The following is a 14,233-nucleotide window of genomic DNA, read 5'->3' on the forward strand; positions in this document are numbered from 1 at the left end:
GCGATAAGAAACTGTCTTAATGATACAGCCTCATCGCAGGTTAGATGCAAATCCATGGTTAATATATCCGTTTATATGCTGCTCTGATCTCGCAAGAATTGAACGATACTTGTGATAACAATGTCAATGATTTTATTTAATATGTTTTCGATTATGTATTTATAAGTGACAAATAAGCAGAGTCAAATTGCGTTATTTTATGAGCATTTATTCCACATCCCCCAATAGCCGTGAAGCGGCCGCCGCTGCTGCTGCCCGTCCACTGAAACCCGCCTTGTTATAAAGCTGTTCCGTATGTTTATCGATCGTGCGAGGGCTGATACTGAGGATTTCAGCAATATCACGGCTACTCTTGCCACGGCTGATCCAGAGAAGCACTTCCGCCTCCCGTGCGCTGAGACCGAATTTTTCCTGTAGAATCTGCTCTGGCCGATCCAGCTGAAAGGCGATGGAGAACAGCCATTCCTGCGGCCCATCTCGTCCGATAAACGTGACGCGTAGAACACCATTCTGGTAAGGACTGGTGAAAATGACCTGTCCGGGTTCCGATTTTTTTCTGACAAATTCAGAGAAACTCTCGGGAGAAGATAACTGCGCCAGAAATTCTGCGGCTTTGGGGGTGGACCAGAGTAGTTCACCGCTGTCATCCAGAGCGAAGAAGCGTCTGCCCACGCTATCCAGTGCCGCATGAGCAGTCCGGATACGACGTGCTGCAATCAGGTGAATTTCAATGCGTGCCAGAACTTCCGCGAAATGAAATGGTTTGGTCACATAATCAGTGGCGCCAGCTTCAAAAGCCCGTAGGACATGTTCGATTTCTGTCAGGCCGGTCATGAAGATGACGGGTAGAGCGTTGAGTGTGGCATCTGCTTTCATGCTGCGGCAGACATCCCATCCACTCAGTCCCGGCATGATCGCATCGACCAGTACGAGATCGGGGAGGGTCCGGTTCATGACTTCAAAGGCGCTGTCACCGGATTGCGCCAGAAGAACCGAGTAACCGGCATTTGTCAGAGCTTCATCCATCATGCCGAGAGCGGCAGGATCGTCATCAATCACGAGAAGAGTGGAGCGGGAGGATGTTTCACGTGTCATGCGGGAAGGTCCTCCAGTAAACGTCTGACAGTCTCAAGTTGATAAGTGCGGGCTGCTTCCTGAATAGGGGCAAGAGTCGTGACAAGATGGGGGTGACTGTTGCAAAGAAGGTCAAGTTTCTGTCGTAAAAGACGGACGTTTCCTGAATTGATCAATTCAGTGAGTTCCATTTTCTCATCGAGCGTCAAGGGAGTGTCCGATACAGCGGATAGCCGGGTGTTTTCAGAATGAAGCACAGCTTCATCTTCTGCTGTCGATATTGGAAGAATTTCACCTGAAAGATCATTATTTTCAGAATCGAAAATCCATTTGATATCCAGAAGCCGTCCGATTTCATCGAGGAGAGTCTGAAAGTCCACGGGTTTCGGCAGGACCGTGCAGTCATCCAGAGAGGGAACGCGCCGTGACGCCAGTTCGGTGACATTGCCGGTGAGAAAGAGCAGGGGAAGATGGCCTGCGCTGGTTTCCCGGATACGCAGCGCCAGTTCCCGTCCATCCATGCCCGGCATGGAAAGATCGAGAATGATCAGGTCCGGTAGGTCTGCTTTCAGAAGTTCGAGACATTCAATGCCGCCTGAGACATCGCGGACGTTGAAATGTCTGGAGCCAAGAAATTCATGCATCATGCGCCGGTGGGCAGCATTATCATCGACCACGAGTATGGTTTTACATGAGCCTTCATAGCCTGATGGCAGCCCCTGAAGAGCCGGAGCTGCATCTTCAGCCCGATCGGACAGGAGCAACCGCACTCGGAAACGTGTTCCGTGTCCCACTTCACTCATCAGGGTGAGTTCTCCTCCCAGAATGTGGGTGAGAAGCCGTGTGATGGTCAGCCCAAGACCTGTGCCCGGCACGGCGTCTCCTGCAGCTCTTTCGAAAGGCTCGAAAATCCGTTCCTGATCAACGAGCGCAATTCCGGGGCCTGTATCTTCAATGATGAATTCAGCAATCTGGCCGCGCCAGTTTACCGTGAATGTTACCGAGCCTGACTGGGTGAATTTTACGGCATTGGAAAGCAGGTTCAGCAGGATCTGACGCAGACGATGCTCATCTCCCATCACTACAGGTGGCAGATATCCAGGATGATAATGGAAATCCAGCTTTTTGGCGCGTGCTTGTGGCCGCACCATCTGCACAACGGTATTGAGAAACTGGCTCAGAGCGATCCTGTCGCTATAAAGCTCGATGCGACCGGCTTCAATTTTGGAAATATCGAGAAGTCCTGTCAGAAGTCCCGTCATATGCTCACCACTTTCCCGCATGGTGCGTAGAACGTCCTGCCGGTCTGTAGGAATGCGATGATCGTTCTGAAGGATCTGCGTGTAGCCCATGATGGTGTTCAGGGGGGCTCTGATTTCGTGACTGATTCCACTCAGATAACGGGTTTTTGCAAGGCTGGCGGCCTCGGCCTTTTCCCGCGCCCGTTTGAGGGCTTCATCCGTGCGTTGGTGGGCACGGATCTCGTTCATCAGCAGATGAGTCTGGCGACGGGTTTCTTCACCTGCGGCCTGTCGTCCATCCTGTCCGAGGACGACGAGCCAGGATGTCAGAACGACAAGAAAAAACAGAAGGAGATAAGTGTGATTATGAGCAAACGAGCTGTCTCCAATCAGCAGCATTGCCGCTGTGCCCAGTCCTGCAAAAAGAAAAAAACGTCCTTTTGTAGATAGAAGAAAACTCTTTATTTTTCTGGGAAACAATTCAAACGGAAGGCTGAACTGTTGTCTCAGATGCGTGACGGGTGGTTTGCAGCGATCATTGCAGCGTGCGTCCAGTGAACAGCAGAGCGAGCAGATCGCCCCTCCATAAGCCGGGCAGCGGGCCATGTCGGTCGCTTCAAAACTATGTTCACAAATCACGCATTTCATGGAGTGGCGTGTGTTCCAGTCGGCAGGCGCCCGGCGTGCGAGATAGGTTCTCCCACCTGTCAACGCTGCAAGAAAGGGTGTCACCAGAAAGGACAGACCTAACGCGATGAACGGTGAAAAAGCTGCGGCATAAGGCCCGAAATAACCGTCAGTGCAGAGAATCCCTGTCACAGCGCCTGTAAGAGCCGCTCCCAGTCCCACGGGGTTGATGTCTGGCAGAAGGGCGCGCTTGAATTCAACAAAAGAGGGGCTGAGTTTGAGAGGTTTGCAAAGCACGATGTCGGCGAGGATGGGGCCGATCCATGCTGCCGCAAGGTCCGCATACAGCACGATGCCGGTCTCAATGGTGCTGACCAGTCCTGCAAGCATGAGAAGGAGGGCAAGAGCTACCGTGAACAGGACATAGAACACCCGTCCTGGATGGGAATGTGTCAGGCGTGAAAAGAAGTTCGACCAGGCGAGAGAGCCGGCATAGGCGTTGGTGATGTTGATCTTGAACTGGGCGACGATGACGAGTGCTGCGGTGGCGAGCGTAGCGAATGGCGGTGACAGAAATGTTCCGTAGGCGAGCCTGTACATCTGTTGCGGCTGCACGGAGCGTTCGGGGGAAAAACCGGCATGAAGAACGGCCCATGCCAGAAAAGATCCGGCGAAAAGTTTTGCGGCGTCAAATACGATCCACCCTGGTCCACCCGCGATCAGTGCACACCACCAGCCAAACCGGTTGTCTCGGGAGAGTGTCGGCATGAAACGCAGAAAATCGACCTGTTCCGCACTCTGGCAGATCAGCACAAACATGATGGACGCCGCACTGCCGATGGCGAAGATATTGACGGGCTGGGTGGAGGCCAATCCCTTGAACTGAACCCAGTCACCAACCCAGTCCGGGTGAGCGTAGAGAATGGCGATCAGCGGAATAAGGTTGAGTGCGAACCACAGGGGCAGGGAGAAGATCTGGAACCGTGCAATAAAACGGAATCCGCCGGTCACCAGTGGAATGACAAGGAGAGCCGCAAGACAGCAGGCGATGGTATGAGAAATACCGGGAATCTGCTCCAGTAACGCAGCCAGAATGGCGGCCTCGATCCCGAAGAAAATGAAGGTGAAACTCGCATAGATCAGCGAGGTGAGGGTCGAGCCGATATAGCCGAACCCCGTGCCGCGTGTAAGCAGATCGATGTCGAGACCGCTGCGCGCGGCGGTGGCGCAGATCGGCAGACTGACCAGAAAGATCACTACGCTGACAAAGAGAATGGCAAGCGCAGTGTTGGAAAAGCCGAACGCCATGGTCAGCGTGCCGCCGATGGCTTCAAGCGCCAGAAAGGAGATGGAGCCGAGCGCCGTCAGGGCTGCCCGCAAGGGTGTCGCAGCCCGGGCGGAACGGGCTGTAAAGCGCAGGGCGTAATCCTCGAGCGACTGGTCGGCTGCCCAACGGTTATAGTCGCGCCGCATGCGTACGATGCGTAATGGCCTCATGGCTGGGCGCCTGGGCACCCGGACAACTGCTCCTGCATCTCTGTTTTCCTTTGCATCTCTCATGCCAGATGCGACATCGTAATAAACTACGCAAGTTTGCGTATGGGAAAATCTGCGCTGATAGGGATGCTTATGTTAGTATCAGAAGGACAGAGGCCATGACGACGTCGCCGCGTTTCTCCCGCCGTGATTTTACGAAATTCAGTCTCGCTGCATCTGCCGCGATGCTCGCCGGTGTGAAAGGTGCCGCTGCAGCCCCGAAAGGCGAGCCGATCCGCATTGGCGTGCTGCATTCCCTGTCCGGAACCATGGCCATCAGCGAGACCACGCTGAAAGACGTCATCCTGATGCTGGTCGAGTTGCAGAATCGTAAAGGCGGCGTGCTTGGACGTCCGCTGGAAGCGGTCGTGGTTGATCCGGCCTCCAACTGGCCGCTGTTCGCGGAGAAAGCCCGTCAGCTTCTTGCCGTGGACAAGGTGGCGTCTGTGTTCGGTTGCTGGACCAGCGTGTCCCGCAAGTCGGTGCTGCCGGTGTTCGAGGAACTCAACGGCATTCTGTTCTACCCCGTGCAGTATGAAGGGCAGGAGTGCAGCCGCAATGTGTTCTACACTGGGGCCGCCCCCAACCAGCAGGCCATTCCGGCTGTGGACTATCTTCTCAGCGCCGATGGCGGCGGAGCGAAGCGTTTCGCATTGATCGGCACGGACTACGTCTATCCGCGCACAACAAACCAGATTCTCCAGAATTACCTGAAATCCAAAGGCATCGCGGACGCCGACATCATGGTGAACTACACGCCGTTCGGACAGTCCGACTGGCAGACCATCGTGTCCCAGCTCAAGGCGTTCGGTTCCGCGGGTAAGAAAACAGCCGTCGTATCCACCATCAATGGTGACGCCAATGTCCCGTTCTATAAGGAACTGGGCGCACAGGGCATCACGGCCACGGATATTCCGGTCATGGCCTTCAGTGTTGGCGAGGAAGAACTGGCGGGTATGGATACCAAGCCGCTCGTCGGCCAACTCGCCGCCTGGAACTATTTCGAGAGCATCGATAGTCCCGCCAACAAGTCCTTCATCAAGGAGTGGCATACCTACACGAAGAACCCGAAGCGCACGACGAACGATCCGATGGAAGCCTCCTATATCGGCTTCAATCTGTGGGTGCAGGCGGTCGAGAAGGTCGGTTCCACCGATCATGACAAGGTTATCGACGCGATGGTCGGTCTGAAGCAGGCCAACCTGACGGGCGGCACGGCGAAGGTTCTGCCAAACCATCACATCACGAAGCCGGTCTATATCGGCGAGATTCAGGATGACGGGCAGTTCAACGTCGTCTGGCAGACGCCGAAGGAAGTGCCGGGCATGGCCTGGTCGCCTTACGTGGCCGAGACGAAGAACCTGATCGGCGACTGGACCAAGCCCATCAACTGCGGAAATTACGACACGGTCAAAAAAGCCTGTCTCGGAGCAAAGCATGGCTGACGTTGCGATGTCGGGTCCGGCAGCTCTTTCCGGCCGGAAACTGTGGAACGGTGCGCGGGGTATCTTCGCCGCCGTCCTTCTGAGCCTGCTTTTCATCCAGCCTGATAGCGCCCGGGCTGATGAAGATGCATTCGCCGGGCTTGCGACAACGCAGTTCAACACCATCGCTTCATCAGTCGATCAGATCGCGCAGCAGGGAGGGCCCAGAGCTCTCCCTGTTCTGCGTGCTCTGGCCGACAAGAAACTTTTTGCCGCCAGTGAAGGCGACGCTCTGTTCATCCGTAAGGGCGACAGTTGGGAGGATGCCCGTTCCGGTGTTCCCGCTACCCCGGATGAGACGACGCTGCGGCCTGTAAGGGTCAATAATCGTGTCAGACTTGCCGTTGCGGCAGCCGAGGCTGAACTGGAACTCGTTTCCGGCACGCCTGCGGAAAGACAGGCTTCCGCAACGGTGTTCTACCAGCGCCACGATCCGGCCATGCTGCCTGCCATCGACAAGGCGCTGTCAAAAACTGATGACGCCACCCTGAAGGATACATTGCTTAACGCCCGTGCGGCGGCTCTGCTCAGTCCCGGCGCTCCGGCGTCTGACGCACAGGCCCAGCAACAGGCTGTCGCCAAACTCAGGGCGGCAGGCGGTCTTGATGCCCGCGGCATTCTGGCTCAGGCCTCAACAGAGGAGACGCTTGACCCAGCAACACGCAAAGCTGCGGAAGAAGCGGTTTCCTCAATCGACTTCGAGCTGAGACTGTGGGGTTTCGGGCAGGACGCCTTTTACGGCATGAGTCTGGGTTCCGTGTTGCTGCTGGCCGCGATGGGGCTCGCCATCACATTCGGCGTCATGGGTGTGATCAACATGGCTCATGGCGAACTGATGATGATCGGCGCCTACACGACGTGGCTGACGCAGAAAGCCGTGCTTTCAGTGGCACCCGCTCTGGGGTCTTTCAGTCTGGTTCTGGCGATTCCCGCAGCCTTTCTGGTGTGCGGTGCGCTGGGGATCGTGATTGAGCGCGGGCTGATCCGCTTTCTCTATGGCCGTCCGCTTGAAACACTGCTGGCGACATGGGGACTTTCCCTCATTCTTCAACAGGTCATCCGCTCCCTGTTCGGACCGACCAACGTGGCGGTGACCACGCCCCCCTGGCTGTCCGGCTCCTTCCATCTGGGCGGTATCGAGGTCACGATTGATCGTCTCGCCATCATGATCTTTGCGGTCGTGGTCATGGCGGGTCTGACGTTGGTGTTGCGCCGTACACCGCTCGGACTGCAAATGCGCGCTGTCACCCAGAACCGGCGTATGGCGGCGTTGATGGGTATCCGCACGGCGCGGGTTGATGCGCTGACTTTCGGCCTCGGGTCGGGTATTGCCGGGCTGGCGGGCGTTGCGGTCAGTCAGATCGACAATGTCAGCCCCAATCTCGGACAGAGCTACATTATCGACAGCTTCCTCGTCGTTGTGTTCGGTGGCGTGGGCAATCTGTGGGGCACTCTGGCGGCGGCGGCCACGCTCGGTATCGGCGGCAAGGCTCTTGAGCCGCTGGTCGGCGCCGTGTCGGGCAAGATCCTGCTGCTCGTCCTCGTCATTCTCTACATTCAGCGTCATCCACGCGGCATGTTTCCGCTGCGGGGCCGGGGAGTGGAATCGTGAACGCATCCCTCTCATTTCGTGGCGCGTCCGTCACCGCGGTCATTGTCGTTCTGCTGACGGGTGTGCTGGCGGTGGGTAGCCTGCTGCCCGCTTCCAGCCCTGTGCAGGTGTCACCGTTCATCATGACGCTCGCCGGCAAGTATCTGGCTTATGCCATGCTCGCGCTTGCTGTTGATCTGGTCTGGGGCTTTGCCGGAATCCTGACGCTCGGGCATGCGGCCTTCTTCGCGCTCGGCGGCTATGCGATGGGCATGTATCTCGTGCGGGAAATCGGCGCACGCGGTGTCTATGGCAATGCGGACCTGCCGGATTTCATGGTCTTCCTGTCATGGAAAAGCCTGCCCTGGTACTGGTGGGGCTCCGACCATTTTCCGGTGGCATTGGCGCTGATGCTGGTCGTGCCGGCCGCTCTGGCCGGGCTGTTCGGCTGGCTGGCGTTCCGTTCCCGCGTCTCGGGCGTCTATCTGTCGATCATCACACAGGCGCTGACCTACGCGCTGATGCTGGCGTTCTTTCAGAATGGCTTCGGGTTTGGTGGTAATAACGGTCTGACCGATTTCAAGGACATCCTTGGATTTGATCTGCACAGCTCTTACACCCGCGCCGGGATGCTGTTCATCAGCGGGCTTATCCTTGCGGGAGCATTGCTGGCAGGCCGCTACGTAGTCGGTGGCCGGTTCGGAAGTCTGCTGATCGCCGTGCGTGATGCAGAGAGCCGGACACGGTTTCTTGGTTATCGTCCGGAACAGATGAAGCTGCTGGTCTGGGTGTTCTCCGCCATCATCGCGGCGATCGGTGGCGCGCTCTACGTCATCCAGGTCGGCATCATCAACCCTGGCGAATTCGCGCCCGCCAACTCCATCGAAGCCGTGATCTGGGTGGCAGTCGGTGGACGCGGCACACTGTCCGGCGCGGTTATCGGTGCAATCCTCGTCAATCTTGGCAAAACACTGTTCACGGCCTGGCTGCCGGAAATGTGGCTCTACGGTCTTGGGGCGCTCTTCATGGCGACCACGCTGTTTCTCCCGCAGGGACTGATGGGGCTGATGCGTCATATACCGAAAAAACGGCCTTCTGAAGTAACGCCTGAAGTGACCAGTCCGGAAGGAGAGGAGGCATGAGCACCGGAACTCTGCTTGAGCTGAGCCATGTTTCCGTCACGTTCGACGGTTTCCGGGCCATCAATGATCTGTCCCTGTCGCTGGCTCCGGGTGAAATGCGGGCTATTGTCGGTCCGAATGGCGCTGGCAAGACCACGATGATGGATATCATCACCGGCAAGACGCGCCCTGATGCGGGTGTGGTCCGGTTCCGCGAGCATGATCTGACGAAACTGGATGAACCCGCCATCGCCCGCATGGGGATTGGCCGGAAATTCCAGAAACCCACGGTGTTCGAAGAACTCACTGTTCGTGATAACCTCTTGCTGTCGCTGAAAGGATTGCGTTCCCCTTTCGCTTTGCTTTTCGCGAAGGAAACAGCGGAAGAGAAAGCACGGATCGACGGTCTGCTGGGTACGATCCGTCTGGGTCGTGAGGCGACCCGGCAGGCCGGTGGCCTGAGCCATGGTCAGAAGCAGTGGCTGGAGATCGGGATGCTTCTTGGACAGGAGCCGGATCTTCTGCTGGTCGATGAACCTGTGGCGGGCATGACGGACGCGGAGACCATGGAGACGGCTGATCTTCTGCGCGAGATCAACCGCACCCGCAGCGTCGTGGTTGTGGAGCATGACATGGAGTTCGTGCGGGCGCTGGATGTCAAAGTCACCGTGCTGCACGAAGGTTCGGTTCTCGCAGAGGGCGAGCTGGATCAGGTGAGCAACGATCCGCGTGTGATCGAAGTGTATCTCGGACGCTGAGGAAACAGACAGATGCTCGACGTTGAGGACATTCAGCTTCATTACGGCGCGGCGATTGCCCTGCGTGGAGTTTCTCTTTCGGCGCGTGCTGGCGCCGTAACGTGCCTGCTGGGGCGCAATGGTGTCGGCAAGACCAGCGTTCTGCGTGCGGTCACGGGGATGCATGCCGTTTCATCCGGCAAGATCATGTGGGAAGGAGAGGACATTACGCGCCTGCCTGCCTATGAACGGGCGCGGCGGGGTATTGCGACTGTTCCACAGGGACGCGATATTTTTCCGTTGCTGACGGTGAAGGAAAATCTGGAAACCGGATTTGGCCTTCTGCCGCGTGGCCAGAGGAAAGTGTCGGACGAGATTTATGACCTCTTTCCCATTCTGGCAAAGATGCGGGACCGTCGGGGAGGCGATCTGTCGGGTGGCCAGCAGCAGCAGCTTGCCATCGGCCGGGCGCTCGTCATTCGCCCGCGCCTGCTGGTTCTGGATGAGCCGACGGAGGGCATTCAGCCGAGTATCATCAAGGACATCGGTTCGGTAATCGGTATGCTGCGGGACCGGGGAGACATGGCGATCCTGCTGGTCGAGCAGTATTTCGATTTCGCCTATGAACTGGCGCAGGATGTGGTGGTTCTGGACCGAGGCAAGGTCGTTGCCAGCGGCGCGGTGGGAGCGCTGGACGCCGAGGATATTCGAGGGCTGGTGGCGATTTGAGGCTGATTTTAGGATTTTCGTTTTCCGTTACGAAAATTCTTGCTTTCTGACAGTCTTGTAAACAGATTGGTAACTGTTTTCGGGCCACGAAACGAGTGACAGATTTTCCTGATGGAGGGTTTGGTGATGCGTTTCTTCAGACAGTCTTTTCTGGTCAGATTTTCAGTGAGTGCTCTGGTTGCCGGCATGGCGGCTGCCGCCCTCTCCTCGCATGCATTGGCGCAGGAGATAATTCGGGTTGTTGACGCTCAGGGGCATCAGATCGGCGTGCTGATCCGTACGCCGTCCGGCATGGCTGAGGACGTTGCTTCCGCGCAGTCGTTTTTTGAGAACATGGACCGCATGCTGGCGCAGCAGATGGCGATCATGCAGAGGTCTGAGCAGCATATGCTGGAGATTGCTCACCAGTCGCCAGCGGACGGCGTGGTCGGCGGAACTTCCTACCAATCTGTCACCAGCATAAGTTGGGGTGGGAGGGGAACAGTTTGCTCCCAAACCATCACAACGAGCCAGAACGGAGAATCCGCACCGGTTGTGCATGTTTCAGGAACGGGAAACGGCACTGGTTGCATGCATGATAGTTCTGCGTCGTCTGCACGAAGTGATCCATCACAGTCGGCGCATCAGCAGGATCTGATCCCGGCGGTTGATGTCGGTCATGTAGAAAAAGAGCCGGCTGAAAAATCATCCAGTCGCATGTGAGTTTGTGAGGGTACATCCCTTGAGTGGGTGTGCCCTTTCGTAGCTCGAAGAGCTTCTGTTGGCATGGCCTTCAAGAGATATTTTTAATATGTCTCCATGGTTTGCGAGCTGCCTTGCATAATCAGAAAAGGACATGAATGTCAGTTCCGGCATGCGTTCAGTCCGCCCATGATCGGGGATGTTACGCTACGGAAAGACGAAACCGGATTTGGTTTGTCTGGCATATCGGCGCAAGAATTTTCGTGAAAATATAGAGTTTGATTGTCTGTTCGGCGAACCAGGCGTAGTTGGAGCGGCTGGCGCGTTCTCAGATATCTTGTTGAGAAATCTTCGACGGTCCTGCGGTATATTCGAGTTCGCGGACTGTATAAAGCACGGGCTTCAGATCCTCTCGGCAGGAATGACTGAAGAGTGTTCGGTCGCGCGGATCGGGTGTATTTCGGAATTGTCTGAAATACACCCGTTACATGCGAAATCCGTGTTCAGAGCGACAGATCTGCGCGTAGGTAGTAAAATCCACCATTCATGCCGAGCTGTGATGTGCTCATGTAATATTGCGGCACACCGAGATAGCGATTGCCATCCGGCACCCGGCTGGGGCGTTTATCGAAAATATTGTTGCCGCCAATCGTGAACGAAAGCTTCGGCATGACGTGATAGGTGACTTCGAGGTTTGTCACGAATTTCGGCGTGTTACGGAACGGCAGAAAGTCCGTGCTTGAAAGTGCGCTGGAATTTGTGGCGCCCGTATAATAGGTCAGTTCCGATGTCGTCTGACCCCAGCGGATTTCGTGAAGCCCGACAGACAGCTTGCCGTCGCCGCTGGTGTAGCGACCTCCCCAGATCATCTTGCTGCGTGGATAACCTGTGGTGATGTAGGCGATGGACTGCGCCGTCAGCAGATTGTTGCCCTGTGCATCAGTGCCCTGATGGGTCAGGCGTGTGCGGTTGAGGTTGATGCCGACATCCCAGTCGATATGCCCATAAACGCCGAGGCTGGTCGGATAGGTGGCGGTGATATCAAGTCCCTGAGTGCGTGTGCTGGCGACATTGGCGAACCAGTGGGTTGAAAGCGAAGCCGAACTCCAGCTCGCCGCTTCGGAAGGTAACTGGAAGCCGTTGGCGTTAAGTGCGGTAATAGCCTGATCGCCATAGACGTTGCCGCCCGGCAGGATCTGATCGCGCAGGTTGATCTGATAGACGTCGGCTGTAATGTGAAGTTTCTTGACGGGTTCAATGATGATGCCACCAGTAGCGCTGGTTGAACGCTCCGGCTTTAGGGATGTGGCTCCGTTCGCCAGTGCGCCCGGCGAGTTCGCACCGATGATACCGCGCGCGGCCGTCGGTGAGAGCGCGACGGAACTGTAATATTCCTGAGCAAGCGTCGGAGCATGGAAACCATTCGAAATGGTGCTACGGAAACCGAGCCAGGGAAGCGGATCATAGCGAAGCGCCGCCTTGCCGGTCTCGGTGTCGGAGACATCCGTATAATGCTCGTAACGGCCCGCCAGATCGAGTTGCAGATTTTTTGCCAGATGCGTGGCGACGTCGATATATCCGCCGACGACGTCGCGGCTGAAATGGCCTGCATTCTGATAGGTGGTGCCGGCGAGCGCATCTGAGCCGGAACCATAGGTTGAAGCGACTGACCCGGTGCCGATCGCGTAACTTTCATAACGGTAGGTTGCGCCACCTGCCACATTGATGGCGTGGGGCCAGCCGTCGATATGAAAAGCCTTGCTCAGATCGAAGGAGTTGCTCCACATCTCGTTGTTGAAGCCCTGCACGGCGAAACGGGTCGGCGTCTGACCTGTGGCAGCCGCCAGTGAGTAATTGGCCGAGTTTTTCAGACCGATATTATCGTAGTCACGGCCATAGACGGAGGAGAGATCCCAGTGCCAGTGGTCGAGATCACCTTTCAGACCGGCTGTCACTTCCCAGTCATTCTCTTCAAGTGTTTCGAGCGGTGAATACCCGTTGGGATAAATTGCGGCATAAGCCGGATATTTCGCGAGAGAGGATGCTGTTCGATAATTCTGATAGCTCTCGGCGTGGCGATGCGCATAAGTGGCGACGGCATAGGCTTCGATGGAGTCAGTCAGATGGTAGCCTGCGGTGATGGACACACTTTCGCGGGTCTGCTCGGGCTGGCCAAGAAGTTTGTTGATCTTGGAGTGGGTGCGCAGGTCATCGGCGCTGCGGTAGGTGTGATCCTGGTGCAGGAAATCGCCACTGATATGCACATAGCCACGCGAGCCGAGCTTGGCTCCACCGTCGAGATAAATGCCCTGCTGGAACCCGTCACCGGCTGCCGTAATGCCCGAGATGGAACGGGCGTGAAAACCGTGATCCGTTTTCTTCAGGATGACGTTGACGACGCCAGCGACGGCATCCGAACCATACTGCGCCGACGCGCCATCTCGCAGAATTTCGACGTGATCGATGGCGGCCAGCGGAATCATGTCGATATCGACAGGCGTTGAACCCTGTTGAGGGCCGGGGTCGGCGTAAATGTTGGCCGTGGTGTGACGACGTTTCCCATCGACGAGCACGAGCGTTTCGTTGGGACTCAGTCCGCGCAGGCTGAAAGAATCCGTCAACGCGCCGGTGTCGAAACCTCCAGTCGGCATTGTCAGAGACGGCAGAAGCTGGGCGAGGGCATTTCTCAGGTCCGGCATGCCGGTCTCGGCAAGTTGTCGGGCAGTGACAATATCGATGGGTGAAACGCTGTCGCGGGCCTTTTTGCCTGTCTCACGTGTGCCAGTCACGATCACCGTTTCTCCGCTGTCTGCCGCCCTGACAGCGGAGACAGGCGCTCTCTGTAACGGTGCTGTGAGAGCCACGGATTGCCTGTTGGCTTCTACAGGGCGAACGGCTGCGGACTTCCGTTTTGTCGCTTTGGTCGTGACCGTTGAGGTCACAGTTGAGGACGCTGCATTCGCCTCGCATGAGGTTGTGTCTGTCAGAATGAATGTGGTGGCCAGCAATCCCATGGTTTTGAAATTGAAGCGCAAAAGTCCGTAGGATCGATTCAGGTCAAAAATCATGACAGGTATTCCGCAGGTGATTGACCTATTCGATATGCGTATAGATTAGAAAACAACAGAACTACATTTAACTATAGTAAAATGTATAATTCAATGTTGCATGATTGCAACGCCGTTGTGTCTGGAGATAACTTTCGTGGTGAGTCATCATTGATTTCTCTGGTGATTGTGAAAGTTTCTTACACAAGAATATTATTTTTAGAGTCATGTCGACAAAAGACATGAAAGGCATTTTTCGGGTGATCAGAGATGATAATAAAGGGATCAGGAAAAATCCTTTATTCAAAACAATATATAAAGATGTATATAAAATAAATCTATTATGGAGAAATCTGAGGTAATGC

9 protein-coding genes are annotated in these 14,233 nt (G+C 56.1%); 6 read left to right on the plus strand and 3 right to left on the minus strand.

Annotated features, from left to right (window positions below):
* Positions 1 to 207: 207 nt before the first annotated feature.
* Positions 208 to 1,095: a response regulator gene (locus A0U92_RS05580; RefSeq protein WP_077812367.1), complete on the minus strand. Its 888-nt coding sequence runs from the start codon at positions 1,093 to 1,095 to the stop codon at positions 208 to 210.
* A complete protein-coding gene (locus tag A0U92_RS05585; protein WP_149026385.1) occupies positions 1,092 to 4,439 on the minus strand; it encodes a hybrid sensor histidine kinase/response regulator in 3,348 nt (1,115 codons plus the stop codon). The genes A0U92_RS05580 and A0U92_RS05585 overlap by 4 nt, the downstream gene beginning before the upstream one ends.
* 158 nt (positions 4,440 to 4,597) lie before the next feature.
* On the opposite strand from A0U92_RS05585, the gene urtA reads away from it, so the two are divergent.
* The 6 genes from urtA to A0U92_RS05615 all read left to right on the plus strand — a co-directional run bounded on the left by urtA (position 4,598) and on the right by A0U92_RS05615 (position 10,842).
* Positions 4,598 to 5,923 (plus strand): urea ABC transporter substrate-binding protein, encoded by a 1,326-nt coding sequence (urtA, locus tag A0U92_RS05590; protein ID WP_077812369.1) that lies wholly within the window; start codon positions 4,598 to 4,600, stop codon positions 5,921 to 5,923.
* Positions 5,916 to 7,574 (plus strand): urea ABC transporter permease subunit UrtB, encoded by a 1,659-nt coding sequence (gene urtB / locus A0U92_RS05595; RefSeq protein ID WP_077812370.1) that lies wholly within the window; start codon positions 5,916 to 5,918, stop codon positions 7,572 to 7,574. The genes urtA and urtB overlap by 8 nt, the downstream gene beginning before the upstream one ends.
* On the plus strand, positions 7,571 to 8,695 hold the full coding sequence (gene urtC / locus A0U92_RS05600; protein WP_077812371.1) for an urea ABC transporter permease subunit UrtC: 1,125 nt from the start codon (positions 7,571 to 7,573) through the stop codon (positions 8,693 to 8,695). Before urtB ends, urtC begins: the two co-directional genes overlap by 4 nt.
* Positions 8,692 to 9,432: an urea ABC transporter ATP-binding protein UrtD gene (gene urtD / locus A0U92_RS05605; RefSeq protein ID WP_077812372.1), complete on the plus strand. Its 741-nt coding sequence runs from the start codon at positions 8,692 to 8,694 to the stop codon at positions 9,430 to 9,432. The genes urtC and urtD overlap by 4 nt, the downstream gene beginning before the upstream one ends.
* Before the next feature lie 12 nt (positions 9,433 to 9,444).
* Positions 9,445 to 10,140, plus strand: coding sequence for an urea ABC transporter ATP-binding subunit UrtE (gene urtE, locus A0U92_RS05610; protein WP_077812373.1), 696 nt, complete (start codon positions 9,445 to 9,447; stop codon positions 10,138 to 10,140).
* A 126-nt stretch (positions 10,141 to 10,266) separates the two neighbouring features.
* Positions 10,267 to 10,842 carry a hypothetical protein gene (locus tag A0U92_RS05615; protein WP_077812374.1) on the plus strand — a complete coding sequence of 192 codons (576 nt, stop codon included), beginning with the start codon at positions 10,267 to 10,269 and terminating at the stop codon, positions 10,840 to 10,842.
* Positions 10,843 to 11,324: 482 nt separating this feature from the next.
* On the opposite strand, the gene A0U92_RS05620 is transcribed toward A0U92_RS05615, so the two are convergent.
* Positions 11,325 to 13,889 (minus strand): TonB-dependent receptor plug domain-containing protein, encoded by a 2,565-nt coding sequence (locus A0U92_RS05620; RefSeq protein ID WP_077812375.1) that lies wholly within the window; start codon positions 13,887 to 13,889, stop codon positions 11,325 to 11,327.
* Positions 13,890 to 14,233: the final 344 nt, after the last annotated feature.

The sequence above is a fragment of the Acetobacter aceti genome (assembly GCF_002005445.1).
GTDB lineage: Bacteria > Pseudomonadota > Alphaproteobacteria > Acetobacterales > Acetobacteraceae > Acetobacter > Acetobacter aceti_B.